Here is a 25,345-nt window from a genome sequence, read left to right on the forward strand (position 1 = left end):
CTTCAACGGAGCGGTATCGAGAATGGTGCAACCGGCGTTCAGGAAGGCGCCCTCGCCGAGAAACAGGTTGAAGCCGTAAGCGCAGTGGAACGGCGCCTCGATGCGCGCGCCCTCGCCTAGGCCGCCGAGCAGCGCTCGCAGTGTCGCGCCGATGTCGCCGCGCTGCCGGGGCGGCATGCTGTTGTGCTCGAACACTGCGTCGCGGGCGGTCACCCGCATCGCCTCCAGCTCCGGGTCGATGCAGCTGTACCATTCACCCGCCGCCATCTTCATGCGCTCGCTTGTCGTCATGGCTGCTCCTCCATTCCCGTCCCGCTGCCAAAGCACAATCCGCCCGACCGGAAAAGCCCATGGCCAAACGCCAGGCCTATGCTAGCTTGCCATCCGCGGAACCGTGCGGAGCTCCGAATTTGAGGGGATGATGATGCTCTACATTCTGGCATTGCTGATTGGCGTCGTCGCCGGCCTTCGCGCCATGACCGCGCCAGCGACCGTTGCCTGGGGTTCGTATCTCGGCTGGATCCCGGTTGCCGGCACCTGGGCAAGCTTCATGGGCCACTGGATCGCGGTCGGCATCTTCACCGTCCTGGCGATTGTCGAACTCGTCACCGACCAGTTGCCGTCGACGCCGAGCCGCAAGGTGCCGCAGCAGTTTGGCGCGCGCATCGTCACGGGCGCCTTCTGCGGCGCGGTGATCGGCGCCACGGTCGGCGCCACCATCGGCTGCCTCATCGCCGGCGCGATCGGCGCGGTGATCGGCACGCTGGGCGGCGCGGAAGCACGCGCAAGGATGGCTGCCGCCTTCGGCAAGGATCCGCCCACCGCCTTCATCGAGGACGCGGTGGCGATCATCGGCGGCCTGCTGATCGTGGCGGCGGTCGCATGAGCGCGAAAAACTTCGACGCCATCGTCATCGGCGCCGGCCAGGCCGGCCCTTCGCTCGCCGGCCGGCTCGACGCCGCTGGCATGAGCGTTGCGCTGATCGAGCGCAAGCTTATTGGCGGCACCTGTGTCAACACCGGCTGCATGCCGACCAAGGCGATGGTGGCGAGCGCCTACGCCGCGCATCTTGCCCGCCGCGCCGCCGACTATGGCGTCGCGCTCTCCGGTCCGGTCGGGGTCGACTATCAAAGGATCAAGGCACGCAAGGACAAGGTGACCAATGACGCCCGCGGCAATCTCGAAAGCTGGATCGCGGGGATGAAGGGCTGCACGCTTTATCGCGGCCATGCCAGATTCGAATCCGCTAATACAGTGCGCGTCGGCGACGACCTGCTGACCGCGCCAAAAATCTTCCTCAACACCGGCGGCCGCGCCTCCGTGCCGGACCTGCCCGGCGTCAACGACGTCCCCTATCTCACCAACTCCTCGATGATGGATCTCGATGTGCTGCCCAGCCATCTGGTCGTCGTCGGCGGCAGCTATATCTCGCTCGAATTCGCCCAGATGTTCCGCCGTTTCGGCTCCGAGGTCACGGTGATCGAGAAAGCGCCGCGGCTGACGGGCCGCGAGGACGAGGACGTCTCGGCCGCGATCCAGTCGATCCTCGAAAACGAAGGCATCACCGTCCATGTCGGCGCCGAGAACATCGGCTTTGCCAGGCAGGGCAACGGTATCGCCGTGACCTTCTCTGCCGGCAAGCCGCCGGCGGTCGGCTCGCATGTGCTGCTGGCGCTCGGCCGCGTCCCCAACACCGACGACCTCGGCCTCGACAAGGCCGGCGTCGAGGTCGACAAGCGCGGCTACATCGTCGTCGACGACCACTTGCGCACCAATGTGCCCGGCATCTGGGCCATGGGCGACTGCAACGGCAAGGGCGCTTTCACCCACACCTCCTACAACGACTACGAGATCGTCGCCGCCAATCTGCTCGACAACGATCCGCGCAAGGTCACCGATCGCATCGAGGCCTATGCGCTTTACATCGATCCGCCGCTCGGCCGCTGCGGCATGACCGAGACCGCTGTCAAGAAATCCGGCCGCCGCGCGCTTGTCGGCCAGCGGCCGATGACCCGTGTCGGCCGCGCCGTCGAAAAGGGCGAGACGCAAGGCTTCATGAAGATCCTGGCCGACGCCGACACCGGCGAGATCCTCGGCTGTTCGGTGCTCGGACCGGGCGGCGACGAGGCGATCCACTCAGTGCTCGACCTGATGTATGCCAAGGCGCCGATCTCGACGCTGGCGCGCGCCATGCACATCCACCCCAACGTCTCGGAGCTTCTGCCGACCATCGCCCAGGACTTGAAGCCGCTGGCGTAACGGCAGATCGCCGCTCCACGTCGGGGCTTCTCGATCTTGGCAAACAGTGCTCAAGGCGTCCGACGGTCGGCTTGCGCCTATCGCGCGGGCGGACTGGACCACTGACACCCTGGCCGTAACCATGCATGTCTGGCCACCCACCGGAGGAACCCCATGCAAAAGACCATCGAGCGCATCGCAGGCGACAGCGAAGGCGTTGCTTATGAGTTCCCAGTTTTCCGCTTCGAGGGCACGGACAAGTCGGCGTCCTCGGCCTATCTGCAGGCGGCGCTTCATGCCGGAGAATTGCCAGGTGTCGTCGCCATCGACGCGCTGATGCCGATGCTTGCCAAGGCGGAAGCGGAAGGCCGCATTAGAGGCGCCATCACGTTGGTGCCCTGGGCCAATCCAATCGGTCGGGCGCAATACCATTTCGGCGAGCACCAGGGCCGCTTCAATCTCGGCACCCGCACCAACTTCAACCGTGCCTTCCCGCTGCTTGCCGCGCCGGACGCCAGGCTTTTAGCGGATGTCAACCTCGGCGGCGCCGACCGCCGGCTGAAGAAGCGGCTCGTCGAACTCTCCCTCGGCAACGACATCGTGCTCGATCTCCACTGCGACGATGAAGGCCTTGCCTATCTCTACATCCACACCAGCCTGTGGCCGCATATGGCCGACTGCGCGGCTGCGATGGGCATCGATGCCGTCCTGCTGTGGAGCGAGGACAGTAGCGGCACCTTCGAGGGCGCCTCGATCATGCCCTATCAAAATGTGCCTGCGAGCGTCGCGCGCTTCGACCGGCGCGTCGCCACCACGGTCGAATATCGCGGCATGCTGGATGTCGACAGCGGCTTGGCCGCCTCCGATGCCGCCGGCCTCTACCGCTTGCTGGTGACGCGCGGCGTCATCCAGGACCCTTCCGTCCCGAAGGCGAGCAGCTTTTCCGGCGCCGTCGTACCGCTGGAAAACATCGAGATGATGCCTTCGCCCAAGGCCGGCGCCATCCTTTACGACGTCAAGCCCGGCGACCGCGTCAACAAGGGCGACCGGCTGGCGACGATCGTCCATGCGCCCGGCGAAGCCGGCGGCCGCACCGAGGTGTTCGCGCCCCAGTCGGGTTTCATCCTGACCCGTCGTTCGCGCCGCATCATCCGCGCCGGCGAGGATCTTTTGAAGCTTGCCGGCGACAAGAGGAGCGCCGACGCGCGCTCCGGCACGCTGGAGGACTGACGGGCCGGCTTTACCGTTCGCGTGAAATCCAGTTGCGCGGGCCGTCATTCGCCGCTATGGGAGTCGCCATGAACATGCGTTCGAACAAGACCGTTTGGTGGTGGGCTCGCTGACAGCGGCCGGTTCGAACGCGCATGCGTGAAAATGAGGGTGGCCGCAGCGGAATGTCCGGGCGGCCATTTGTTTTTCCAAGCCATTCCCGGGTCCGTTGCCCAAAACGCTGATGGAGACGGCAATGACGACTACAGTTCTGGACAACGGGGCGGAGCGCTTCGTCACCGCGGGCGGGGTGACGATCACCCGCGAACGCCATGACCAGCCCTATGAAGGCGCGATTGACGCCTATGTCGACGGCCTGAATTCCCGCCGCGGCGCGGTGTTCTCCTCGAACTACGAATATCCGGGCCGTTACACGCGCTGGGACACGGCCATCATCGATCCGCCGCTGGTGATCTCGGCGCGCGGCCGCGCCATGCGCATCGAGGCGCTCAACCAGCGCGGCGAAGTGCTGCTGCCGGTGATCGGCAAGGCGCTTGGCGAGCTGAGCGAGGTGGCGATTGCCGAGAGCTCGAAAAAGCTGATCCGCCTCGATGTCGCCAAGCCCGGCCGCGTCTTCACCGAGGAAGAGCGCAGCCGCGTGCCGTCCGTCTTCACGGTGCTGCGCGCCATCACGGCTTTGTTCAAGACTGCCGAGGACGCCAATCTCGGCCTTTACGGCGCCTTCGGCTACGATCTCGCCTTCCAGTTCGACCCGGTCGACTACAAGCTCGAGCGTAAGCAGAGCCAGCGCGACCTGGTGCTGTTCCTGCCCGACGAGATCCTCGTCGTCGACCACTATTCGACCAAGGCCTGGACCGACCGCTACGACTATTCCGGCGAAGGGTTTTCCACGGAAGGCTTGGCCCGCGATGCTCATGTCGAGCCGTTCAGGACCGCCGACCGCATCCCGCCGCGCGGCGATCACGAACCCGGCGAATATGCCAATTTGGTGCGCCGGGCGATGGAGAGCTTCAAGCGCGGCGACCTGTTCGAGGTCGTGCCTGGACAGATGTTCTACGAGCGTTGCGAGACCCAGCCCTCCGACATTTCCCGCAAGCTGAAGTCGATCAACCCCTCTCCCTATTCCTTCTTCATCAATCTCGGTGAAAACGAGTATCTGATCGGCGCCTCGCCGGAGATGTTCGTGCGCGTCAACGGCCGTCGGGTCGAGACCTGCCCTATCTCCGGCACCATCAAGCGCGGCGACGACGCCATCTCCGACAGCGAGCAGATCCTCAAGCTGCTCAACTCCAAGAAGGACGAGTCCGAGCTCACCATGTGCTCGGACGTCGACCGCAACGACAAGTCGCGCGTCTGCGAGCCGGGCTCGGTGCGCGTCATCGGCCGCCGCCAGATCGAGATGTATTCGCGCCTGATCCACACCGTCGATCACATCGAGGGACGGCTGCGCGAAGGCATGGACGCCTTCGACGCCTTCCTGTCACACGCCTGGGCGGTCACCGTCACCGGCGCGCCGAAGCTGTGGGCCATGCGCTTCATCGAGCAGAACGAGAAGAGCCCGCGCGCCTGGTATGGCGGGGCGATCGGCATGATCAATTTCAACGGCGACATGAACACCGGGCTGACGCTGCGCACCATCCGCATCAAGGACGGTATCGCCGAAGTGCGCGCCGGCGCCACATTGCTTTTCGACAGCGTTCCTGAGGAAGAAGAAGCCGAAACCGAACTGAAGGCATCCGCCATGCTCTCCGCCATACGCGACGCCAAGACCGGCAACGCCGCAGGCACCGAACGCACCACCGCGCGCGTCGGCGACGGCGTCAACATCCTGCTCGTCGACCACGAGGACTCGTTCGTCCACACGCTGGCCAACTACTTCCGCCAGACCGGCGCCACTGTTTCCACCGTGCGCACGCCGGTGCCGGAAGAGGTGTTCGAGCGGCTGAAGCCCGATCTCGTCGTGCTCTCCCCCGGCCCGGGTACGCCGAAGGATTTCGATTGCGCCGCGACCATCAGACGAGCGCGCGCCCGCGACCTGCCGGTCTTCGGCGTCTGTCTCGGCCTGCAGGCGCTGGCCGAAGCCTATGGCGGCGAGTTGCGGCAGTTGCACATTCCGATGCACGGCAAGCCCTCGCGCATCCGTGTCTCGAAGCCGGGCATCATCTTCTCGGGGCTGCCCAAGGAAGTGACCGTCGGCCGCTATCATTCGATCTTCGCCGATCCGGTGCGCCTGCCCGAAGGTTTCGTGGTGACGGCCGAGACCGAGGACGGCGTCATCATGGCCTTCGAGCACCGCAAGGAGCCGATCGCCGCCGTTCAGTTCCACCCGGAATCGATCATGACGCTCGGCCACAATGCCGGCATGCGCATCATCGAGAACATCGTTGCGCATCTGCCGCGCAAGGCCAAGGAAAAGGCTGCCTAGCAACGATGGCCGCGGTGGAAGACACGGCGACGGCGGCCGCAAGAGCCGCCGCGAAGCGCAAGATCGCCAGCCTCGCTTTCTGGTCGATCGTCATCGCCTTCCTGGTGATGGGGCTGAAATTCATTGCCTGGCAGATGACCGGCTCCGTGGCCCTCTATTCCGATGCTTTGGAATCCATCGTCAACGTCATCACTTCAGCAGCCGCTCTCTGGGCGATCCGCATCAGCCATAAGCCGGCCGATAGCGACCATCCCTTCGGCCATCACAAGGCCGAGTATTTTTCTGCGGTGCTCGAGGGTGTTCTGATCGTCGTTGCGGCGCTGCTGATCATCGCCAAGGTGTGGCAATCGCTGCAGAATCCCGCGTCGCTCGAACAGCCCTGGCAGGGCTTGGCGATCAATGCCGGCGCGGCGCTCGTCAATGCCGTCTGGGCATTCGTGCTGATCCGCAACGGCCGCAGCGAACGATCGCCGGCCCTGGTCGCCGACGGCCAGCACATCATGACCGACGTGCTTACCTCGGTCGGCGTCATCGTGGGCCTTGTCGCCGCGGTGATGACTGGATGGCATATCCTCGACCCGCTGCTTGCGCTTCTTGTTGCGCTGAACATTCTCTATCAGGGCTGGAAGCTTACCGGAGAGTCGCTGAGCGGACTGATGGATCGTGCCGTCGACACCCAGGAGCACATGCAGATCCGCGATATCATCTCGGCCAATTCGAAGGGTGCGCTGGAGGTGCATGACCTGAAAACCCGCATCGCCGGGCGAGCGACCTTCATCGAGTTCCACCTCGTCGTCGACGCCGACATGACGGTCGGCGCCAGCCATGTCATTTGCGACCGCATCGAGGACGCGCTGAAGGCCGAGATCCCCTCGGTGCGCGTCACCATCCATGTCGAGCCGGACGACGAGGCGAAGCTGCCGAAAGGCACAACGGCGGTGCCTTTCGCCTGAAGCGATTTCCAGGCACGCCTTGGAAAATTGGCCGGGCCTCCGCGGTGTCGTCATCCCTGGACGAAGCAGGAGCGAAGCTCCATCGCCGAGACCCCCTGGGATCCATGCCGTGGCCTTGGCCGAAGCATGCAGCGAAGCAGAATTCTACACCGTTTCAACGCCTTAGCATAACGGCATGGATCCTATGGCTGCGCCGCGTCGCTTCCCTCCTTGCTCCGCATAGGATGACGAAGCGCCACACTTTAGAGTGACGAAGTGGCACACTCACGGCGTGCAGGCCGACTGGGGCATCGGATTGAGCCTGTACACCTTGTCGTCGGACGTGGTCTTGCCGCCCGCGATCTTCGAGCAGAGGTCGATGATGGCGAGCGCATTGTTGGGGTTGGCCAGCAGCATCGTGCCGCTGGCGCCGCGCTTGAGAAAAATCTCCTTCTGCGAGATGTCGCAGGCAAAGTCGCTCATCTTGGAGCTAGCCGAGCAGCGCCACTGATCGGCCTCGCCCTGGCAGGAATAGGTCTGCGTAACCTTGGCCTCTTTCTGCCTGGTCGTCACCGAGATGGCGATGTCGGCGCCGTCTGGCCAGTTGGCGGCATCGCCACCGGCGGCGAAGGAAGCGAGCTCGATCGGCCCGCGGAAGACGCGGATCGACTGCGTCATCTGGTCCGGATGGGATTCCAGATGCGCGTCGTCATAGTCGCGGCCGTAGCAGAAGGGCTGGTCCGGCTTCAGCCGCTCGCGCAGCGGGGCCCCGAGCGCCGGGTCGATCGGATCGATGCGCGCGAACTCCGCCTTGCAGGTGTCGGCCGGCATCGGATCGAGACGGAAATTATCGTCTTCGCTGCCCAGCGCCTGCTCGTTGTATTTCGCCTTGCCGAGATCCTCCTCCGCGCCGGCGTCGAGATAGACGTCACGCTGCACGTTGGAGAGGATCAGCCGGCCCTTGTCGTCGACCCTCAGCGAGGCGAGCGTGCGGTCGCATTCCATGCCGCAGCGGATGTCGCTCGCCCTGTCGCTCGGATCCTCCTTGTTGCACCAGGCAGCCGCCCATTCCGGCTTCTTGGCGCCGCGCACCGTGGTGGTGAGAAAGCCGTTATAGGCGGCGTCGGACATCGAGCTCGGCTCCTCGTTCGGCCGACTGACCGGATCGTGGCCATGGTAGAAGAAGATGCGCGCCACCTTCTGGTGCGGATGCGCCTTGAGATGGGCGGCATCATAGACCCGGCCGAAGCAGACGTCGGGACCGCTCGGGCTGAGTTCGGTCAGCTTGGGGGCATCATCTGCGAGCGCCGCGTCGGCAAAGAACAGGGCGGCACCCAGCACTGCACCTGCCACCATCCTCGACGTCATGTGATCCTCTCCTCCCACAGACAGGACGTGATTGCGACTCATGCTAGTCTAGGCACGAAGGCTGGGCCACGCAAACTTGCGAGAGCCGCCGGATTGAGGAGGATGCGATGCTGCGCCGTGACGTTTTCCGCGCCGGTCTTGCCGGAGCGGCCGGTTTTTTCGGTCTTCGCCAGGCGAGCGCCGCCACCGGCGAGCACAGGCTGAAGGTCGCCTACCATCTCAGCGACGCCGACAAGGTCAACTTCGTCCTCGGCAACATCAAGAACCACTATGAGGGCACCGGCGGCAATGTCGAGGTCGTGCTGGTCGTGCATGGGCCGGCGCTTGCGGCCTTCAAGGCAAAGAGCGCTTCCGGAGCGACCTCCAGCCGCTTTGCCGGTCTCGTCCAGCAGGGACTTGTTCCGCAGGCCTGCGGCAACACCATGCATGGCATGGACATCGCCGTGACCGACCTGCTTGCCGGCTTCCAGGTCGCGGAGAAAGGCGGCGTGGTCAAGCTCGCGGAGCTGCAGCGCCAGGGCTATGTCTATCTGCGGCCCTGAATTCGCGCCCTGATCTTGCCTTGACTTGAACACCTGGCCGGGAAGCGTCTACCAATTGCCAGCGCAATCCTGGAGATATCGACGTGCCAACTGACCCGACCACGCTTGTCATTCCCGATCTTGCCGGCAAGGCGGTGCTGGTCACCGGCGCGTCGACCGGGATCGGAGCAGCCCTCGCCCTCGCCTATGCCCGGCAGAAATGCCGCGTTGCGCTGCATTACAACTCAAGCCGGGAAGCCGCCGAAGAGCTCGCCAAAACCATCCGCGACGACGGCGGCGAGGTGTTCTTGACGCAGGGCGATTTTTCGGTTCCCGCCGACGTCGAGCGCGTGGTCGAGGGGAGCGCTGAACATTTCGGCCGGCTCGACGGGCTGGTCAACAATGCCGGCGGCATGCTCGGCCGCGTTGCCTATGCCGAGCAGACCGAGGCCCATTACGATGCGGTGATGGATCTCAACGCGCGCTCGGTGCTGACGGCCTCGCGCAGAGCGATCCCATGGCTGAAGCGCCAGGGCGGCTTCATCATCAACACCACCTCGATCGCCGCCCGCAACGGCGCCGGCGGCGGCGCCGGCCTCTATGGCTCGTCCAAGGCCTTCGTCTCCAACGTGACGCGCGGCATGGCCAAGGAGCTGATCGGCTTCGGCATCCGCGTCAACGCCGTGGCGCCCGGCACCATCCTGACCCCGTTCCACGAGCGCTATTCCACCGCCGAGCAGATGAAGGGCATGGTCGCCACCATTCCGCAGGGTCGCGCCGGAAGGGCCGAAGATTGCGTCGGCGCTTACCTGTTCCTGTCTTCCGACCTCTTGAGCGGCTACATCATCGGCCAGGTGATCGAGGTCAATGGTGGCCAGTTGATGCCGTGAGCTGGCGATTGCATACTCAGCTCAGCGTGCAACCTGGAGGGAGAGGAAGGGAATGTTCGGACTGATCGGCAAGATGCGGGCGGCACGCGGCCAGCGCGATGCAGTCATGGACGTGCTGCGTGAGACGACCGGTGCGCTGCCCGGCTGCCTGAGCTACATCATCGCCACCGACCCGGCCGATGCCGACGCGATCTGGGTCACCGAAGTGTGGACCGATCAGGCAAGCCATAAGGCGTCCCTGCAACTGCCCGAAGTCCAGGCGGCAATCGCCAGGGCGCGTCCTTTCATCGCCGGCTTCGAATTCCAGGTCGAGACCCATCCTGTCGGCGGCTTCGGCCTTCCGGCCCCCGAGAAGGGCAGCTGAGCGCGAGACCGTCGCCAACGGCATTTCCGCGGGAAAATGGGTTCGCATTTGTCCGTGCCCGGGCTAAGAGCCGGATATGGACTCTTCATCAGAAGGACCGTCACTGGAGCAACCGTCTGTTCAACGCATGACGCGATTGCGCCCGCTGCAGCAGTGGCTGGCGCTGGTGGTGCTCTCGCTGCTCTTTGCCGGCGCGCTGGAATTGGCCGCCTTGCCTGCGGCGCTGCTGATCGGCCCGATGCTTGCCGCGATCCTGGCCGGCACCAACGGCGCCACGGTGCGCGTACCCCGCGCGCTGTTCGGTTCCGCTCAGGCCGTGGTCGGCTGCCTGGTGGCGAATTCGATCTCGGTCGACATATTTCCGGTCTTCTACGCCGAATGGGCGCTCTTCTTCGGGATGGTGGTGGCGACGCTCACCGCCTCCAGCCTGCTAGGCTGGCTGATCAGTCGCTGGCGCATCCTGCCCGGCACCACGGCGGTCTGGGGTTCCTCGCCGGGCGCCGCCACCGCCATGGTGCTGATGGCCGGCGCCTTCGGTGCCGACCAGCGCCTCGTCGCCTTCATGCAATATCTGCGCGTCATCTTCGTTTCGGTGACGGCGGCGCTCGTCGCCAAGATGTGGGTCGACACGTCGGGCGTCGAAGTGCCGCCCATCATCTGGTTTCCGCCGATCGATCCATTGGCCTTTGGCGCCACCCTTGGCATCGCGGTCGTCGGCGGCCTGCTCGGCAAGCTGCTCAGACTGCTCTCGCCCTTCTTCCTTGGCACCTTCATCTTTGGCGCGGTAATCCATCTCGGCTTCAGCGTGCCGATGCAATTGCCGCCCTGGCTGCTGGCCGTCAGCTACGCCATGGTCGGCTGGTCGATCGGGCTGAACTTCACCCGGCCGATCCTGCGCCACGCGGCACGCGCCCTGCCGCAGATCATCGCCTCGATCGTAGCGCTGATCGCCTTCTGCGGCGGCATGGCTTTCGTCATCAGCGGCGTGCTCGGCATCGATCCGCTGACCGCCTATCTGGCGACCAGCCCCGGCGGCATGGACAGCGTCGCCATCATCGCCGCCGCCGCGCAGAACGTCGACATCTCCTTCGTCATGGCGCTGCAATCGGCCCGTTTCCTCGTCGTGCTGCTTGTTGGGCCAAGCGTCGCCAAGCTTGTGGCGCGAAACGTCAGGGACTGATCCGCGCTACCAAGTGCATGGAGAAGCAGAGGAATTGGCCATGAACCGTCGTTTGAATGCTGTCGATCTCTCTGGCCGCGTCGGGGTCGTGACGGGCGGCGCGCAAGGCATCGGCCTTGCGGTCGCCCGACGCCTGCTGTCGTCGGGCGCAAGCGTCGCCATCTGGGACATCGACCAGGCCGCGATGGCGAGCGCTGTGGCCGAGCTTGCTCCCTTGGGCCGGGTCGATGCCTTGCTTTGCGACCAGTCGCAGATCGAGGCCGTCGACCGCGCCGCAATCGAGACCGAGCAGGCGCTCGGGCCTGTCGATCTCCTTGTCAACAATGCCGGCATTGCCGGGCCGGCCGCGACCGTGGTGGACTATGACCCCGCCGCCTGGCGGCAGATCATCGAAATCGACCTCAACGGCGTCTTTTACTGCTGCCGACGTCTGGTGCCCGGCATGATCGCGCGCAACTACGGCCGCATCGTCAATGTCGCTTCCGTGGCCGGCAAGGAAGGCAATCCCAACGCCGCCGCCTATTCGGCCGCCAAAGCCGGCGTGCTTGCGCTGACCAAGTCGCTCGGCAAGGAACTCGCCGGTCTCGACATCGCCGTCAACGCGTTGACCCCCTCGCCCGCCCGCACCCGTATCCTCGAACAGCTCACCGAGGCCCAGGTGACCTATATGCTCAGCAAGGTGCCTCGCGGTCGATTCGTCGAGGTGGAGGAGGCTGCGGCCATGGTCGCCTTCATGCTGTCGGACGAGAATTCCTTCACCACTGGCGCCACCTTCGATCTGTCCGGCGGGCGCGCGACCTACTGAGCGAGGATCGCGACAGCGCGCCCACGCCGCCATTCCACATGACCCGAGGTGGCGGCCAACCCCGCGACGCGCATCAAAAGGGATTGTACGCCGATACTGTCGGATTGGTTCCAGCGCGCGATCTGCTCGCGTCCGCGGAAGGAACGGCCCCAATAGGTGAGCAAGGCATCGGCGGTGAGGGTTCGAGAAAGGCCCCGGGTCGCCGGCATTGGTGGCTTCGACAAGCGGCGGATCGGGTCGGGCGCGGTCATCAGTCGATCCTGTGCATCAGGTCGTCATCGAGCCAGCGGCCAAAGAAATAGACGAGTTGCTTGTGCCACCACGGCCAGTCGTGGCTGACGTCGCCGCCCCAATAGTCGACCCAGGCCGCAATGGATTTCTCGCGCAGCACCTGCTCCAGTTCGCGCGTTTCGACGAGCATTCGTTCTTCCCAGGCGCCCTGCCCGCAGCAGAAGATCAGCCTCAGCGCCCTCAGCCGCCCGAGCAGCTTCTGGTCGACGATGCCCGGCAGATAGTCGAGCGGCGAATTGTAGAAGATGCTGCCCTCCAGCGTCCGACCGAAAAAGTCGCGGGTCGAATAGACGCCGGATAGCGAGATCACGCCGCTCGCTAGCTCCGGAAAGCGGAACACGAAATTCGACGAGTGGTAGCCGCCCATCGAGCAGCCGCAGAACAGCGGCTTGAGGGCGCGTCCGCCATTGGCCTTGGCGGCAACCGCCTGCAGCTCCGGCAGCGCCTCCTCGCGCACATAGCGGAAATAGGCTTCGTGGCGGGCGATGCGACTGACGGGATCGCCATGCTTGTCGAAGAAGGATTCCGAATCGATGCCGTCGAGCGTGAACAGCTGGATGCGGCCGGTGTCGACGAATTCGGCGAGTGCTGCGACGCCTCCCGAATCCTCGAACTGGTAAAAACGCCCCTGCGAGGTGGGAAACACCACCACCGGCCGCCCGGCATGGCCGTAGCGCTTGTATTCCATGTCGCGGCCGAGATTGCGGGCATGGGCCTTGTGATAGGAGACGTCCATCGGCTCACGCCTTTTCCGCGTGGATATAGTCGACCGCCTGACGCAGCGCCTTCTGGTCCTTCGAGCGCATCTGGTAGGCGTAGTTCCCCATGGCGCGGCTGAAAACCTCTTCGATGGCCTGATGGTGGACGATCTTGTCGCCGTGGGCGGCTAGCACGTCCTCATGGCTGTGCAAATAGTCGAGGTGTCGCTTGCGGCTGGCATAGGCCGTGAAATACTTGCCCTTGTAGGGCCCGCCGGCCGCGTCCTTCACCACCATGTTGGCCCATTCGGCATAGACGTCGATGTCGAAAGTGTAGTTGATCGCATCCGTCATCCAGGCGCCTGGCGGCCGCATGTTGACCTCCAGCGCAATGATGCGCTTGTCCCTGGTCTCGAACAGTTCGATGTGGAAGAAGCGCTCGCGTACGTCGAACGCCTTCAGGATCTTGCGGCCTGCCTCCTCGACCGCGGGCGTAATCTCGGGGAAGCAGGTGTAGCTCATATGGCGGTCGCGGTTGACCACCTCCATGACGCTCTGGTCGTAGCGGTGGCTCGCCGCCAGCACCACCTCGCCGTCGCGGTTGACCAGCCCGTCGAAGGTCACCACCAGCCCCTCGATGAACTGCTCCATGACGAAGGCCACGCCTTCGGGCTTGTCCTTGAAGAACTGATCGAGCTCCTTCGCGTTGGAGATCTTGAACGTGTTCGAGGCGCCGGAGCCCGAATCCGGTTTCACCACCACCGGATAGCCGACCCGGCGGATGAAGGTCATGGCGCCGGCCCGATCGGAGCATTTGCGTTGCGGGATTGTCTCGACGCCGCCCTTGCGGAAGAAAGCCCGCATGCGGCTCTTGCGCTTCAAATTCTTCACGAAGTCGAGCTTGGTGCCGAAGATGTTGAAGTCGGTGCGGATATTGGCCTCGAGCTCCAGCCAGTGCTCGTTCAACGACTCGAAGCGGTCGATGCGGCCCCATTTGTGGATGAAATGGCCCATCGCCCGGAATACGGCATCGTAGTTCTCCATGTCCGCGACCCGATAATATTCCGAAAGCGCCGCCTTGAGCTTGCTGCTCAGCGTCTCATAGGGCGCGTCGCCGATGCCGAGTACGGTAGCGCCGGCCTTCTTCAGCCGTTCGCAGAAATCGGCGCCGTTGCCCGGAAAATGCGGCGAGAAGAACACGAAATTCATGCACGACCTCCCCCTCGGATCAGGTCCTCCGGAGGCGAGTGTGGCGCATTTGGCTGATGCGGGGAAGAGCCGCGCCAAAGCATGTCGACCAAAACTGTGCAGCGGTTTTGGGAAGACGATATGCATGAAACCAAAGACTCAAAGCCGGGCCGGCACTTGCCTCCGGATGGCCGCTCCTGTAAGAGAGCCGGCATGACCACGCGCACCCGCTCCGTCGCTTCTTCTCGCCCCGGCTTTGCCGGCGAGACCGTGCGCGCGCTTGCTTCGACCCTGCTCCTTCTCGGCCTTATCGGCGATCGCCGGGTTCGCTGAAGGAGCGCCCGGCGGTCGAAAACCGCCGCTTTGGGCGCCTGCTCCTTGGCTAGATTGGCAAGTCACATCAAGCGAACGAAATTCTTTGGTAAAGGCGCCGCTCGGCACCGATCCGCCTGAAGGCGGTCCCACGAGCCGCCGGGAGAAACGACGATGAATAGAAGAGAAGCAATCCGCGCCGGCGAGGCCGAAACGGGCGCGCAAGCGCCCGGCCACATGGCCGATGCCGCCCGCAAATATCAGCCCTACCCGACCGTCAACCTCGCCGATCGCACCTGGCCGTCCAAGGTGATCGACAAGGCGCCGATCTGGTGCTCGGTCGACCTGCGCGACGGCAACCAGGCGCTGATCGACCCGATGGGCCATGAGCGCAAGGCGCGCATGTTCGCGCTGCTGCTCGACATGGGCTTCAAGGAGATCGAGATCGGCTTCCCGTCGGCCTCGCAGACCGACTTCGACTTCGCCCGCTGGTGCGTCGAGGAGGGCGGCGTGCCCAAGGACGTGTCGCTGCAGGTTCTGGTGCAGTGCCGGCCCGAGCTGATCACGCGGACCTTCGAGGCGCTCGAGGGCGCCCACCGCCCGATCGTGCATTTCTACAACTCGACCAGCGAGCTGCAGCGCCGCGTCGTCTTCGAAAAGGACGTCGCCGGCATCAAGCGCATCGCCACGGATGCCGCCAAGATGATCACCGACATGGCCGCCAAGGCCGGCGGCGGCTTCCGTTTCGAATATTCGCCGGAGAGCTTCACCGGTACCGAGCTCGAGGTCGCGCTGGAGATCTGCAACGCCGTCACCGAGATCGTGAAGCCGACGGCCGACAACAAGCTGATCGTCAACCTGCCATCGACGGTCGAGATGTCGACGCCCAACGTCTATGCCGACCGCATCGAGTGGATGTGCCGCAATCTCGACAACCGCGACAAGCTGATCATCTCGCTGCATCCGCACAACGACCGCGGCACCGGCATCGCCACCACCGAGCTCGGCCTGATGGCCGGCGCCGACCGCGTCGAGGGCACGCTGTTCGGCAATGGCGAGCGGACCGGCAATGTCGACATCGTGACGCTGGCGCTCAACATGTACACGCAAGGCGTCGATCCCGAGCTGGACTGCTCCGACATCAACCGGATGAAGGACGTCTATGAATATTCGAACCAGCTGAAGATCCCGGAACGCCACCCCTATGTCGGCGAGCTCGTCTACACCGCTTTCTCCGGCTCGCACCAGGATGCCATCAACAAGGGCATGAAGGCGCTGCGCAAAGCCAACACGCCGGTTTGGGAAGTGCCCTACCTGCCGATCGACCCCGCTGATGTCGGCCGCACCTATGAGGCGATCATCCGCATCAACTCGCAGTCGGGCAAGGGCGGCATCGCCTACGTGCTGCAGGCCGACTACGGCCTCAATCTGCCGCGCAACCTGCAGATCGAGTTCAGCCAGGACATCCAGGCGATCACCGACGCCGAAGGCAAGGAAGTGCCGGCCAAGCGCATCCACGAGCGCTTCCTTGAAGCCTATGTCGACCAGCCCGGCGCCAGGCTGAAATTCCTCGACCATCGCACCTATCCGGACACTGCGGTAAAGGGCCGTCGCGTGGTCGAGGCGGAGATCCTCGACAACGGCAAGGAAGTCACCATCACCGGCACCGGTACCGGCCCGATCGACGGCTTCGTCGATGCGCTTTCGCGCCATATCGGCGTCGACATGTCGGTGCTCGACTATTCCGAACATTCCTTGCAGCGCGGGTCGAACGCGTCGGCCATTTCCTATGTCGAGATGGAATATCCGGGCGGCAAGCTCTTCGGCGCAGGCATAAACACCAACATCGTCGCCGCCTCGCTGGAGGCCGTGGTCTCGGCCGCCAACCGCATCCTGGGCCGCAAGGCCGCCTGATTGTTCGATTGATAAAGCGTGGCGCGTTCATCGGACGTGCCACGCTTCATGGCAGGCGCGAGCCGCGTTCAAATTCGTTAACCGGCCGGTAAATTTCCCGTGGCTTACGCGATCACATAACAGAAGGTTCCTTGTGCGCTGGAGCGCGCGCTATATTATCGCGCCCTAACCTGTGCCGACTCTGAAAGGTCCGACACTTGGAGCCTGCCACGCCTGCCGCCCCCGCAGTGCGCGAGACATTGGAGCGACTGCTTGCCAGCGAAACGTTCGGACGATCCGAGCGGGCCCGCAGGCTGTTACGCTATCTGGTCGAACGCGAGCAGGCAGGCGAAGCCGACCGGCTGAAGGGTGTGTCCATTGCCATGGATGTCTTCGGCAAGGACGGCGATTTCGACGGATCGACCGACGCGGTCGTCAGGGTCCAGGCGGGGCGGCTGCGCGAGCTTTTGGATCAATATTTTGCCAGCGAAGGCATTGGCGAGCCGGTACGCATCGCCATTCCGCGCGGCGGCTATGTGCCTTCTTACGAGTTGAACGCCATACGGCTCCCAGCCGACGCCAAACCCGCGGATGCCCCGATCGCCCGGCCTTCCAAGCATTTCGAGAAGCCCGAGGCCGCCGCCGCACCGGTCGACGCCGTGCCGCTGACGACGACCCCGGCACCGACCCAATCCGCGTCATCGCTGACGCGCCAGTTGCGGTTCTTCTGGGCCGCCATGGTGCTGGTCATCGCCATGCTGGGTATCCTTGTCGTCCGCCAGGGTAACGCCTTTCTTCGTGGTGACGACGCGGTCGCGCCGGTTGAAGTCGAAACGGCAGGCGCGACCAGCAGCGTCGCTTCCCAAACGTTCGAAGGCCTGCCTTTGATCTACTTGGCCATCAAAGCCGACGGACCCGAGGCGGCCCGTGTTGCTTCCTCGCTGCGCGCCGGTCTGGCCGGCTTCGATACGATAGACTTCATCGGACGCGACGCCGACGCTACGCGCAATCGTTCCGCCGATCCGATCAGCTTCGTTTTCGATCTTATTCCCGGGACTAACGCCGGCGACGTCATGATCGAGCTGCAGAGCGTCGCGACGGGACGGGTTCTCCTGTCACGCAACCTGACATCGGCCGAAAGCGCGCCTGGTGCGGTCGAGAGCAACATCGCCAATCTCCTGAGCTCTACCGTCCCCGCTTCGGGCGCGATCTACAGCTATATCGACCAGAGCGATATCCGGACCAGCCAGATAGGATGTCTGGTGCTCGACGACCTCTACTATCTCGACCAGAGCGCCAAGGCGCACGAAGCTGCGTATCGCTGTCTGGAGAAGCTGGTCAGAGAAAGCACCAAATCATCGCTCATCTACTCGGAACTGGCTTCCCTGCATCTGGAAGCCGTCAACAACCGCTACGCCTATCCGCCCGGCGCAACGGTCGAGCAGGCCATGTCGTTTGCCCACCGCGCCATTCAGATGGCACCGATGAGCCCGCACGCGCATCGCGCCTACGGCTACCTCAACTCGCGCCTCGGCAACACCGACGAAGCGATCCGCTGGATGCGCAAGGCTTATGAGCTCAACCCCTACGATCTCGGCATGGCCGCCGCTTATGGCTACGGCCTGATCTTCGCTGGCAGATACCAGGAAGGGACGCCGATCCTGGGCCATGCCGTCGAGGCCTTCAGCGGTCATCCGACCTGGTGGGACTATGGCCTGTTTGTCGGAGCCTTCATGCAAGGCGACACCCAGAGGGCAGCGATTGCCAGCGAGTCGCTGCGGACCACCGCGTCCAAATCGCATTACCTGGCGGCGCGCCTGATCGGCGCCAAGATCTCAGGCCGCGACAAGCTCGCAAACGAATTGGCGAACGAGCTCACGGCCGAATTCCCGAAATTCGCCGCCAATCCGCGCGCCACTTTTGTTGACAGGAAGTACCCCGCCGATCTCATCGACCGGCTGGTGCAATCCTTGCGCTCTGCGGGGATTGGCAATCCGAGCTGAGCGAACGTGGAGCATTCGCTGACGTGCGGACTGATTGGAATATTAAATTCGCACGCCGGATCTGCTCGGCACAGCGGGCGTCGACACTCAACGAGTCTTAGGCCTGCTTACGCGTTCGATTGGGGCGCGCACGGCGAATTCGCGAAGATTTTACTGGCTATCGACCTGCTCAGGGAGCAATTCAGCCACAATCTTGAATTGCCCCTCATACTGCTTCACAGCCAACAATCTCGATGTTTAACTCTCTTCACGTCGCCGAAAGCGGTGCTGGCTCGAAGACGATCGTCTTCCTGCACGGCTTCGGCGCTTGCCATTCGATCTGGCGCGACGTGATTGCGGGATTGACGCCCGATGTGAGGACACTGGCCTACGATCTGCCGGGCCACGGAAACTCCCTGGAGTGCCAGGCGGCAGGCGTCAAGCAGGCCGCCGGGGTCATCCTAGCCGATCTGGGCGCGCGCCGCCTGGGCAAAGTTCACGTCGTCGGCCATTCCATGGGCGGCGCGATCGCGACATTGATGGCATCTGCCGATCCCGAAAGGGTGGCCTCGCTGACCTTGCTGGCGCCCGGCGGCTTCGGCCCCGAGATCAACGGTCCGTTGCTGCGGCGCTATGCGGCCGCGGCCGATCGAGATGAGATCCGCGCCTGTCTTGCCGCCATGTCGGGGCCGCAAAGTTCTCCTCCTCAACACGTGGTGGAGGCGCTGTGCGGCATGCGCAAACGGCCGGGCCAGTTGCGGACCCTCGTCGGTGCTGCAGCCGTGATCACCAGGGAAGACCGGCAAGGTGTCATCCCGAGCGAACGGCTGGAAACCCTGAGCATGCCGGTGATGGTGCTTTGGGGAACGGACGATCCCGTCCTGCCCGTCGCCCAGGCCGAGGACTTGCCGCCGCATTTCCACCTGCACCACGTGCTGGAGGCGGGCCACATGCTGGTCGAGGAGGCGCCTGACCTGATTGCAGGGGCCGTGCGCCGCAACACGCGTCGCCGCGGCAGAATCCAGAGACCGGTGTTCAGCGCAGCCGCAAGCTGAGCCCATCTCGCAGTGCATTTTGCCGGCGACTGTGTTAACTCGCTGTTTACCAACAGCGAGGCAGCGCCATGAAGGATGCAGGCGACAAAATCACCCCGATCGAGCCATCGCGAAAGCTCGCGGACGCGATCCGCGACGTCAAGAACGCCTTCGCCGACCGCGATGATGTGGTGGTCGACATGCGCGAGGCGCACCGCATGCGGCTCGAGTTGCTGGCCGCGGAGCTCGCCCCCGTTTTCGCCGACGTGCCGGCGGATATCGACAATTTCGACTTCGCCGTCTCCTCCGGCCTGCAGCCGCGGCTGTGGGTCGATGCCGTCAGCCATGTCGCCATGGGGCGGGATCGCCGCACCTTCCGCTTCCTTAAGGACACACGCATCGGCCGCGTGGTGCTGGCCGAATCGACCGACATGAAGCCCGTCGCCGATGCCGTTACGCGATACGTGGCCGAGCGTGTCGTCGAGCGGCAGCGGATGATGGAAGGCGCGGTCGAGAGCGCGGTGACTGGCCTGCATCGAGCCGAGGTCCGGGAAGCCGAGCCGCCCTTGCAGGCTGCAACGCGCCGCAACGGCTGGACGACCTTCTTCGCCGGCCTCGGCTTGATCGCCGCCGGCGCCCTGGTCGGCCTGGCGGTATCGCTGGTGCTGTTCTGGGACCGCATCGCCCAGATGAAGATCAGCTTCTGACGACGGGCTCGCGCACCACCGGCATATCGGCACCGAGCTCGATCACCTGAATGTCCGACGGCGGCAGTGCCGGACCGGTCAGGCCGCGCCGTGTCAGGCGGATGGTCCAACCACCTTTTTTTCCGCCGATCTCGAACAGATTGTACTGAGCGGCGGGATGATCGCCGCCCGGCGCCTGGCCGGCGGCGGCCACGCCGACCACCGGCACCTTGACGCCGCGCGGACCGATGGTGAACAGCGAAGGCAAGTGCGAGTGGCCGTGCAGCACAAGCTCGGCGCCATACCGGCGAATGACTTTGTGGAAGCGCGCGATACCGAACAGCCGCTTATGCTGCGAGACCGCGCCACGCACCGGCGGATGATGGATCATGATGGCGCGAAACAGCCCCTGTCTGGCCGTCGCGTCGAGGATGTTGCCGAGCCGCTCCGCCTGGCCCTCCATGAAGAAGCCGTTGGCCATGAAGGGCGCCGTGGCCCGCGCCGTCGTGACGCCGATCAGAGCGACATCACCGCGAACCCGCAAATAGGGAAAGGAATTGCGGTCGATCGGGCTGTTGATGCCGTCGCCCGTCATCCACGGCGCCCATGACCGGCAAACCTTGTCGAAGGCGCCCGGCACATAGGCATCGTGATTGCCCGGCACCACGGATACGTCATTCGCAGAGCCCAGCGTCTCCAGCCAATGTTTCGCCATCTCGATCTCGCCATCGAGCGCCAGGTTGACGAGATCGCCGGTGACCGCGAGGTGGTCGGGGGCGTTGGCTTTGATATCGCCGACAATCGTGTCGATCACCGCATCGTGCATATGACGGCGGCGGTTGCGCTGCCAGTTGACGTAACCCAGCACGCGCTTGGACGCGAGATCGCGATAGGTTACATCGGGCAGCGGCCCCAGATGGACATCGGAAATATGTGCAAGCCTGAGCATAGCCCCTTCTTAAGCGACCCGGTCCGGGCTTTCTACTCAACGTTTCCTGTCCGCTCGCGGTTTCGTGGATGACTGGCGCCGATCCGGAACAGGCGTTCCGCCAGACCGGCTGGGCGGGACTGCGGGCAAGGCTGTTCCATCTCTATTTCCTGCTGCGGCGCCCGATGACGCTTGGCGTGCGCGGCTTGATCTACGACCGCGCATCCAACTCCATCTTCCTCATCCGCCACACCTATGTTCCGGGCTGGCAGTTGCCTGGCGGCGGCGTCGAGGTCGGCGAGACGCTTGTCGAGGCGCTGGCGCGCGAGCTCGCCGAGGAGGGCAACATCGCGTTGACGGCTCCGCCGGTGCTGAGATCGATGCACTTAAACCGTCGCGCCAGCACACGCGACCACGTCGGCCTCTATCTGGTCGAAGCCTTCAACCAGACGGCGCCGAAATCGGCGGACCATGAGATCGCCGAGGCGGCGTTCTTTCCGCTCGACCGTTTGCCGGCAGATGCGACGCCGGCGACGCGACGTCGGATTGCCGAAATTTTCGGCGGCGAGCAGGTCTCGGCCTACTGGTGACTCATGCCGCCTTCCTGAACCGGCCGCGATCATGTGGTGCGGCATAGTCGAGTTTAGGTCCCGCCGGGATTATCCCCGTCGGATTGATCGATTTGTGGCTGCCGTAGTAGTGCGACTTGATGTGATGCAGGCTGACCGTGCCTGACACGCCGGGCACCTGGTAGAGGTCGCGCAGATAGTTCGACAGGTTCGGATAGTCGGCGATCCGGCGCAGATTGCATTTGAAGTGGCCGACATAGACCGGATCGAAGCGCACCAGCGTGGTGAATAGACGCCAGTCAGCTTCGGTGATCCGCTCGCCGACAAGATAGCGCTGCTTTGACAGCCGCTCTTCCAACGTGTCGAGTGCTGCGAAGAGCTCGCCGAACGCTTCCTCATAGGCTTCCTGCGAGGTGGCGAAGCCGGCGCGATAGACGCCGTTGTTAATCGCCGGATAGACCAGCGCATTGATCCTGTCGATCTCGGAACGCAACGCCGGCGGATAGAAGTCCAGGCTCGCATCACCCCATTCGTCGAAGCCGGAATTGAGCATGCGGATGATTTCTGACGACTCGTTGCTGACGATGGTTTCCTGTCTTTTGTCCCACAGCACCGGTACGGACGCGCGGCCCGAATAGCCGCGATCGGCCTTGGCATAGATCTGGTGCAGGAAGTCGAGGCCGTAGAGCGTGTCACCGGTTGCGCCGTCCTCGGCTGTGAAGGTCCAGCCGTTCTCGCCCATGAAATGGTGCACCACGGAGACGGAGATGATGTCTTCCAACTTCTTCAAGACGCGGAAGATCAAGGTCCGGTGCGCCCAGGGGCAGGCGAGCGAGACGTAAAGGTGATAGCGCCCGGGCTCCCCCTTGAAACCGCGTTTGCGCCCTTGCGCCGGCGCACCGTCGCGCGTCACCCAGTCGCGCCATTGCGCTTCGGCACGCACGAACCTGCCGCTGCTGTCGGCAACGGTCGAGCGGTCCTGCCATTTGCCTTCAACTAGCAATCCCATGCGAAATCTCCCTCAGGTTCCAACGGACATCTAGGCGCTTACCCGGAATGTCGAAGCCCTCAGGCGCTGAACAGTTCGTCAAACGGCGAAAAGAAAGGTGAAAAGGGCCGATTGCAGCCGTGAACAATTGATGCTAGCGGAAGCGCCCATGTTTGACTTTGCCACGATCCGGTTCGACCGACGACGAAAGGACGCCCGCGCTTGATGAAGCGCTGACTGGCGAACGCTGCCGCTTGCAGCAAACCTTTCCTCGCATACCGGAACGCAAAGACCATGAGCCTTGCCGACGTGAAATATCTGCCGGAGACCCCGGCGCACGATCCTGAAATCGAAGCCATCAACGACGAGGCCTTCGGGCCGGGCCGTTTCGTGCTGGCCGCCTATAAGATCCGCGAGGCGGGCGGGCACGACCGCTCGATGTCCTTTGTCGCCGTCAAGGACGAGACGGTGATCGCCTCGGTGCGCATGACGCGCGTGGCGGCAGGCGCCGGACGCGCCATGATGCTTGGCCCGCTTGCCGTCCGGCCCGCCTTCAAGAATCTCGGCATAGGCCGCAGGCTGGTCGCGATCGCGCTCGAAGCCGCCGCGAAGGCCGGCGCGCCGGCCGTCATGCTGGTCGGTGACGAGCCCTACTACGGGCCGCTCGGCTTCAAGCGCTTCCCGCGTGGGCAGATCACCATGCCGCGTCCGGTCGATCTCGACCGGCTGCTCCATCACGAAATCAGGCCTGGCGCGGTGGCCCGGTTCGTCGGTGAGGTCTGTCATGCGGATACGGCGCGGGTTGCCGACCTGGCCCAGGTCGCGGTCCGCGCCTCGGCCATTCCGCAGTCCTCGATCGATCCGGTCATTCAGGTTGCGCCGCAGCAGCGCGCTTCGTAGCATGATCCGAAATTCTGGGAGGACGCCACCATGACCCCGAACGGCCAGATCGCGATCGTCACTGGCGGTGGCTCCGGCCTTGGCGAAGCGACGGCGCGCGCCCTTGCCACCAAGGGCGCTAAGATAGCGATACTCGATATCGGTATCGATCGCGCGGCCAAGGTTGCCGCCGATATCGGCGGCATCGCGGTTCAATGCGATGTCAGCAGCGCAGACAGTGGCAGCGCGGCGATCGCCGAAGTGGCGGCAAAGCTCGGCGAACCGCGCATCCTGGTCAATTGCGCCGGCATTGCCATTGGAGTGAAGACGGTCGGCAAGGATGGCCCGCACCCGCTGGATCAATACCGCAAGGTGATCGAGATCAACCTGATCGGCACCTTCAACATGATCCGCCTGGTCGCCGACCGGGCGGCGAAACTCGACCCGCTCGCCGGCGGCGAACGCGGCGTCATCGTCAACACGGCGTCGGTCGCCGCCTATGACGGCCAGATCGGCCAGGCTGCCTATTCGGCGTCCAAGGGCGGCGTCGTCGGCATGACATTGCCGGTGGCGCGCGACCTGGCGCGCTCAGGCATTCGCGTCTGCACCATCGCCCCAGGGATCTTCAAGACCCCGATGATGGCCGGCATGCCGCAAGAGGTGCAGGATTCGCTCGGCGCTTCGGTGCCCTTCCCGCCTCGCCTCGGCGAGCCCTCGGAATATGCAGCACTCGCGCTCCACATCATCGAGAACCAGATGCTGAACGGCGAGACCATCCGCCTCGACGGCGCGATCCGCATGGCGCCCAAATAAAAGCGAAATGAGCACGCCGCCGACAGCCGCCGACAAGACAGGGCCGTTGGCTGGCCTCAGGCTGATCGAGATGGCGGGCCTCGGCCCGGTGCCGCTCGCCGCCTTGATGCTATCGGAGATGGGCGCAGACGTCCTGCGCATCGAGCGGGCGGACGCCAAAGAGCCGCTTCTATCCTTGCCCGAGGCCCACGACCTCGACCGCCACGGCCGCTCCATCCTCAGGCTCGACCTGAAGCGGCCGGACGGCGCGGAGCTTCTGCTGCGCCTTGCGGAAAAGGCCGACGTTCTCATCGAAGGTTTTCGCCCAGGCGTCATGGAGCGGCTGGGCCTCGGGCCTGATGTCGTGCTGGAAGGCAATCCTGCGCTGATCTACGGCCGCCTCACGGGTTTCGGCCAGGACGGGCCGCTATCGCGCCGCGCCGGTCATGACATCACCTACCTCGCCTATGCCGGCCTGCTGCATGCCGTCGGCCGGCAGGGAGCGCCGCCCGTGCCGCCGCTGAACCTAGTCGCCGACCAGGGCGGCGGCGCCATGATGCTGATCGCCGGCGTGCTGGCGGCCCTGTTCCAGCGCTCGCGCACCGGCAAAGGTCAGGTGATCGATGCCGCCATGGTCGAGGGTGCATCGATGCTCGCGGCTCCGATCCATGCCTTCATGGCGGCCGGCCTCTGGAGCGAGCGACGCGGTGAGAACCTGCTCGATTCCGGGGCCCCCTTCTACGACGTTTACGAGGCGGCGGACGGACGGCATGTCGCCATCGGCTGCCTCGAACCGCAATTCTTTGCCGAGTTCGCCCGATTGTTGCCGCTCGACCGGCGTTTTGTCGGCGGTCAATATGACAGGACATCGTGGCCCGACATGCGCGCTGCCATTGCCGCGAGAATCAGAGCGAAGACACGCGACGAGTGGGCCGAGGTGTTTGGACCGACCGACGCCTGCGTCGCTCCCGTCCTGTCGCTGACCGAAGCCAGGGATCATCCGCAGAGCCGCGCCCGGCAAAATTTTGCAAGATCGGGCGAGCTCGAACGTCCGACGCCGGCGCCGCGCTTCTCCAACGCCGCCTCGACCCTTGCCGCGGCGTCGACCGTCGCCGACCGCCGGCCTTCGGCTGTGCTGGCACGCTTCGGCAT

25 protein-coding genes are annotated in these 25,345 nt (G+C 64.4%); 18 read left to right on the plus strand and 7 right to left on the minus strand.

Going from position 1 to position 25,345, the window contains the following annotated elements; translation table 11 throughout:
• Positions 1-291 (minus strand): maltose acetyltransferase domain-containing protein (locus EOA79_RS13905; protein WP_281060282.1); only part of this gene is annotated, 291 nt, incomplete at its 3' end.
• 133 nt (positions 292-424) lie between these two features.
• Here EOA79_RS13905 and EOA79_RS13910 point away from each other — a divergent pair.
• The 5 genes from EOA79_RS13910 to EOA79_RS13930 all read left to right on the plus strand — a co-directional run bounded on the left by EOA79_RS13910 (position 425) and on the right by EOA79_RS13930 (position 6,846).
• Positions 425-886 carry a DUF4126 domain-containing protein gene (locus EOA79_RS13910; protein WP_095823569.1) on the plus strand — a complete coding sequence of 154 codons (462 nt, stop codon included), beginning with the start codon at positions 425-427 and terminating at the stop codon, positions 884-886.
• Positions 883-2,259, plus strand: a complete 1,377-nt coding sequence (locus EOA79_RS13915) for an FAD-containing oxidoreductase (RefSeq protein ID WP_095823298.1) — start codon at positions 883-885, stop codon at positions 2,257-2,259. The genes EOA79_RS13910 and EOA79_RS13915 overlap by 4 nt, the downstream gene beginning before the upstream one ends.
• 153 nt (positions 2,260-2,412) lie before the next feature.
• On the plus strand, positions 2,413-3,468 hold the full coding sequence (locus EOA79_RS13920) for a succinylglutamate desuccinylase/aspartoacylase family protein (RefSeq protein WP_095823299.1): 1,056 nt from the start codon (positions 2,413-2,415) through the stop codon (positions 3,466-3,468).
• 235 nt (positions 3,469-3,703) lie between these two features.
• On the plus strand, positions 3,704-5,893 hold the full coding sequence (locus EOA79_RS13925; protein WP_095823570.1) for an anthranilate synthase: 2,190 nt from the start codon (positions 3,704-3,706) through the stop codon (positions 5,891-5,893).
• Between the two features lie 5 nt (positions 5,894-5,898).
• Positions 5,899-6,846: a cation diffusion facilitator family transporter gene (locus EOA79_RS13930; protein ID WP_095823300.1), complete on the plus strand. Its 948-nt coding sequence runs from the start codon at positions 5,899-5,901 to the stop codon at positions 6,844-6,846.
• A gap of 264 nt (positions 6,847-7,110) precedes the next feature.
• Here the strand turns inward: EOA79_RS13930 and EOA79_RS13935 are convergent, their stop codons facing one another.
• Positions 7,111-8,193, minus strand: a complete 1,083-nt coding sequence (locus tag EOA79_RS13935; protein WP_095823301.1) for a hypothetical protein — start codon at positions 8,191-8,193, stop codon at positions 7,111-7,113.
• Between the two features lie 107 nt (positions 8,194-8,300).
• Between EOA79_RS13935 and EOA79_RS13940 the strand changes: the two genes are divergently transcribed.
• The 5 genes from EOA79_RS13940 (at position 8,301) to EOA79_RS13960 (ending at position 11,953) form a co-directional block, all read left to right on the plus strand.
• The gene (locus tag EOA79_RS13940; protein WP_095823302.1) at positions 8,301-8,735 is read left to right on the plus strand and encodes a DsrE family protein; all 435 of its coding nucleotides are present in this window, start codon (positions 8,301-8,303) and stop codon (positions 8,733-8,735) included.
• Positions 8,736-8,818: 83 nt separating this feature from the next.
• The gene (locus EOA79_RS13945; protein WP_095823303.1) at positions 8,819-9,604 is read left to right on the plus strand and encodes an SDR family oxidoreductase; all 786 of its coding nucleotides are present in this window, start codon (positions 8,819-8,821) and stop codon (positions 9,602-9,604) included.
• Between the two features lie 52 nt (positions 9,605-9,656).
• The gene (locus tag EOA79_RS13950; protein ID WP_095823304.1) at positions 9,657-9,968 is read left to right on the plus strand and encodes a putative quinol monooxygenase; all 312 of its coding nucleotides are present in this window, start codon (positions 9,657-9,659) and stop codon (positions 9,966-9,968) included.
• Positions 9,969-10,044: 76 nt separating this feature from the next.
• Positions 10,045-11,148, plus strand: a complete 1,104-nt coding sequence (locus EOA79_RS13955) for an AbrB family transcriptional regulator (protein WP_127335079.1) — start codon at positions 10,045-10,047, stop codon at positions 11,146-11,148.
• A gap of 52 nt (positions 11,149-11,200) precedes the next feature.
• Positions 11,201-11,953 carry an SDR family NAD(P)-dependent oxidoreductase gene (locus EOA79_RS13960; protein WP_067327099.1) on the plus strand — a complete coding sequence of 251 codons (753 nt, stop codon included), beginning with the start codon at positions 11,201-11,203 and terminating at the stop codon, positions 11,951-11,953.
• Here the strand turns inward: EOA79_RS13960 and EOA79_RS33170 are convergent.
• The 3 genes from EOA79_RS33170 to EOA79_RS13975 are packed head-to-tail and all read right to left on the minus strand — an operon-like array spanning position 11,947 to position 14,151.
• Entirely contained in the window at positions 11,947-12,204 is a 258-nt protein-coding gene (locus EOA79_RS33170; RefSeq protein WP_179293602.1) for a hypothetical protein, read from the minus strand. The genes EOA79_RS13960 and EOA79_RS33170 overlap by 7 nt on opposite strands.
• Positions 12,204-12,980 carry an alpha/beta hydrolase-fold protein gene (locus EOA79_RS13970; protein ID WP_095823306.1) on the minus strand — a complete coding sequence of 259 codons (777 nt, stop codon included), beginning with the start codon at positions 12,978-12,980 and terminating at the stop codon, positions 12,204-12,206. The genes EOA79_RS33170 and EOA79_RS13970 overlap by 1 nt, the downstream gene beginning before the upstream one ends.
• 4 nt (positions 12,981-12,984) lie before the next feature.
• A complete protein-coding gene (locus EOA79_RS13975; RefSeq protein ID WP_095823307.1) occupies positions 12,985-14,151 on the minus strand; it encodes an ATP-grasp domain-containing protein in 1,167 nt (388 codons plus the stop codon).
• A 528-nt stretch (positions 14,152-14,679) separates the two neighbouring features.
• Here EOA79_RS13975 and leuA point away from each other — a divergent pair.
• The 4 genes from leuA to EOA79_RS14000 all read left to right on the plus strand — a co-directional run bounded on the left by leuA (position 14,680) and on the right by EOA79_RS14000 (position 20,058).
• The gene (gene leuA / locus EOA79_RS13985) at positions 14,680-16,356 is read left to right on the plus strand and encodes a 2-isopropylmalate synthase (RefSeq protein WP_164748231.1); all 1,677 of its coding nucleotides are present in this window, start codon (positions 14,680-14,682) and stop codon (positions 16,354-16,356) included.
• Between the two features lie 197 nt (positions 16,357-16,553).
• Positions 16,554-18,338 (plus strand): tetratricopeptide repeat protein, encoded by a 1,785-nt coding sequence (locus EOA79_RS13990; protein ID WP_095823310.1) that lies wholly within the window; start codon positions 16,554-16,556, stop codon positions 18,336-18,338.
• 233 nt (positions 18,339-18,571) lie between these two features.
• Entirely contained in the window at positions 18,572-19,372 is an 801-nt protein-coding gene (locus tag EOA79_RS13995; protein WP_095823311.1) for an alpha/beta fold hydrolase, read from the plus strand.
• Between the two features lie 68 nt (positions 19,373-19,440).
• Positions 19,441-20,058, plus strand: coding sequence for a hypothetical protein (locus EOA79_RS14000; protein ID WP_095801707.1), 618 nt, complete (start codon positions 19,441-19,443; stop codon positions 20,056-20,058).
• Here the strand turns inward: EOA79_RS14000 and EOA79_RS14005 are convergent.
• A complete protein-coding gene (locus EOA79_RS14005) occupies positions 20,048-20,986 on the minus strand; it encodes a metallophosphoesterase (protein ID WP_066994187.1) in 939 nt (312 codons plus the stop codon). The two genes, EOA79_RS14000 and EOA79_RS14005, sit on opposite strands and share 11 nt — an antisense overlap.
• 68 nt (positions 20,987-21,054) lie before the next feature.
• Between EOA79_RS14005 and EOA79_RS14010 the strand changes: the two genes are divergently transcribed.
• Positions 21,055-21,555, plus strand: coding sequence for an NUDIX domain-containing protein (locus EOA79_RS14010; protein ID WP_127335827.1), 501 nt, complete (start codon positions 21,055-21,057; stop codon positions 21,553-21,555).
• Position 21,556: 1 nt separating this feature from the next.
• On the opposite strand, the gene EOA79_RS14015 is transcribed toward EOA79_RS14010, so the two are convergent.
• Positions 21,557-22,543, minus strand: a complete 987-nt coding sequence (locus EOA79_RS14015; RefSeq protein ID WP_095823313.1) for a glutathione S-transferase family protein — start codon at positions 22,541-22,543, stop codon at positions 21,557-21,559.
• Between the two features lie 273 nt (positions 22,544-22,816).
• Here EOA79_RS14015 and EOA79_RS14020 point away from each other — a divergent pair, with 273 nt between their 5' ends.
• From EOA79_RS14020 to EOA79_RS14030, 3 genes are all read left to right on the plus strand, one after another.
• Positions 22,817-23,422 carry an N-acetyltransferase gene (locus EOA79_RS14020; protein ID WP_095823314.1) on the plus strand — a complete coding sequence of 202 codons (606 nt, stop codon included), beginning with the start codon at positions 22,817-22,819 and terminating at the stop codon, positions 23,420-23,422.
• Between the two features lie 30 nt (positions 23,423-23,452).
• The gene (locus EOA79_RS14025; protein WP_067326396.1) at positions 23,453-24,214 is read left to right on the plus strand and encodes a 3-hydroxyacyl-CoA dehydrogenase; all 762 of its coding nucleotides are present in this window, start codon (positions 23,453-23,455) and stop codon (positions 24,212-24,214) included.
• 7 nt (positions 24,215-24,221) lie between these two features.
• The coding region (locus EOA79_RS14030; RefSeq protein ID WP_164893856.1) for a CaiB/BaiF CoA-transferase family protein at positions 24,222-25,345 on the plus strand (1,124 nt) is incomplete at its 3' end.

The sequence above is a fragment of the Mesorhizobium sp. M1A.F.Ca.IN.020.03.2.1 genome (genome assembly GCF_004023205.1).
Classification (GTDB): domain Bacteria; phylum Pseudomonadota; class Alphaproteobacteria; order Rhizobiales; family Rhizobiaceae; genus Mesorhizobium.

Coding starts and splice junctions, on each gene's coding strand:
- EOA79_RS14000 (WP_095801707.1), top strand. CDS start 19,441: ATGAAGGATGCAGGCGACAAAATCACCCCGATCGAGCCATCGCGAAAG.
- EOA79_RS13950 (WP_095823304.1), top strand. CDS start 9,657: ATGTTCGGACTGATCGGCAAGATGCGGGCGGCACGCGGCCAGCGCGAT.
- EOA79_RS13975 (WP_095823307.1), bottom strand. CDS start 14,151: ATGAATTTCGTGTTCTTCTCGCCGCATTTTCCGGGCAACGGCGCCGAT.
- EOA79_RS13910 (WP_095823569.1), top strand. CDS start 425: ATGCTCTACATTCTGGCATTGCTGATTGGCGTCGTCGCCGGCCTTCGC.
- EOA79_RS13920 (WP_095823299.1), top strand. CDS start 2,413: ATGCAAAAGACCATCGAGCGCATCGCAGGCGACAGCGAAGGCGTTGCT.
- EOA79_RS13970 (WP_095823306.1), bottom strand. CDS start 12,980: ATGGACGTCTCCTATCACAAGGCCCATGCCCGCAATCTCGGCCGCGAC.
- leuA (WP_164748231.1), top strand. CDS start 14,680: ATGGCCGATGCCGCCCGCAAATATCAGCCCTACCCGACCGTCAACCTC.
- EOA79_RS14010 (WP_127335827.1), top strand. CDS start 21,055: ATGACTGGCGCCGATCCGGAACAGGCGTTCCGCCAGACCGGCTGGGCG.
- EOA79_RS13930 (WP_095823300.1), top strand. CDS start 5,899: ATGGCCGCGGTGGAAGACACGGCGACGGCGGCCGCAAGAGCCGCCGCG.
- EOA79_RS13955 (WP_127335079.1), top strand. CDS start 10,045: ATGGACTCTTCATCAGAAGGACCGTCACTGGAGCAACCGTCTGTTCAA.
- EOA79_RS13925 (WP_095823570.1), top strand. CDS start 3,704: ATGACGACTACAGTTCTGGACAACGGGGCGGAGCGCTTCGTCACCGCG.
- EOA79_RS13935 (WP_095823301.1), bottom strand. CDS start 8,193: ATGACGTCGAGGATGGTGGCAGGTGCAGTGCTGGGTGCCGCCCTGTTC.
- EOA79_RS14005 (WP_066994187.1), bottom strand. CDS start 20,986: ATGCTCAGGCTTGCACATATTTCCGATGTCCATCTGGGGCCGCTGCCC.
- EOA79_RS14015 (WP_095823313.1), bottom strand. CDS start 22,543: ATGGGATTGCTAGTTGAAGGCAAATGGCAGGACCGCTCGACCGTTGCC.
- EOA79_RS14025 (WP_067326396.1), top strand. CDS start 23,453: ATGACCCCGAACGGCCAGATCGCGATCGTCACTGGCGGTGGCTCCGGC.
- EOA79_RS13940 (WP_095823302.1), top strand. CDS start 8,301: ATGCTGCGCCGTGACGTTTTCCGCGCCGGTCTTGCCGGAGCGGCCGGT.
- EOA79_RS13915 (WP_095823298.1), top strand. CDS start 883: ATGAGCGCGAAAAACTTCGACGCCATCGTCATCGGCGCCGGCCAGGCC.
- EOA79_RS14020 (WP_095823314.1), top strand. CDS start 22,817: ATGAGCCTTGCCGACGTGAAATATCTGCCGGAGACCCCGGCGCACGAT.
- EOA79_RS13995 (WP_095823311.1), top strand. CDS start 18,572: ATGTTTAACTCTCTTCACGTCGCCGAAAGCGGTGCTGGCTCGAAGACG.
- EOA79_RS33170 (WP_179293602.1), bottom strand. CDS start 12,204: ATGACCGCGCCCGACCCGATCCGCCGCTTGTCGAAGCCACCAATGCCG.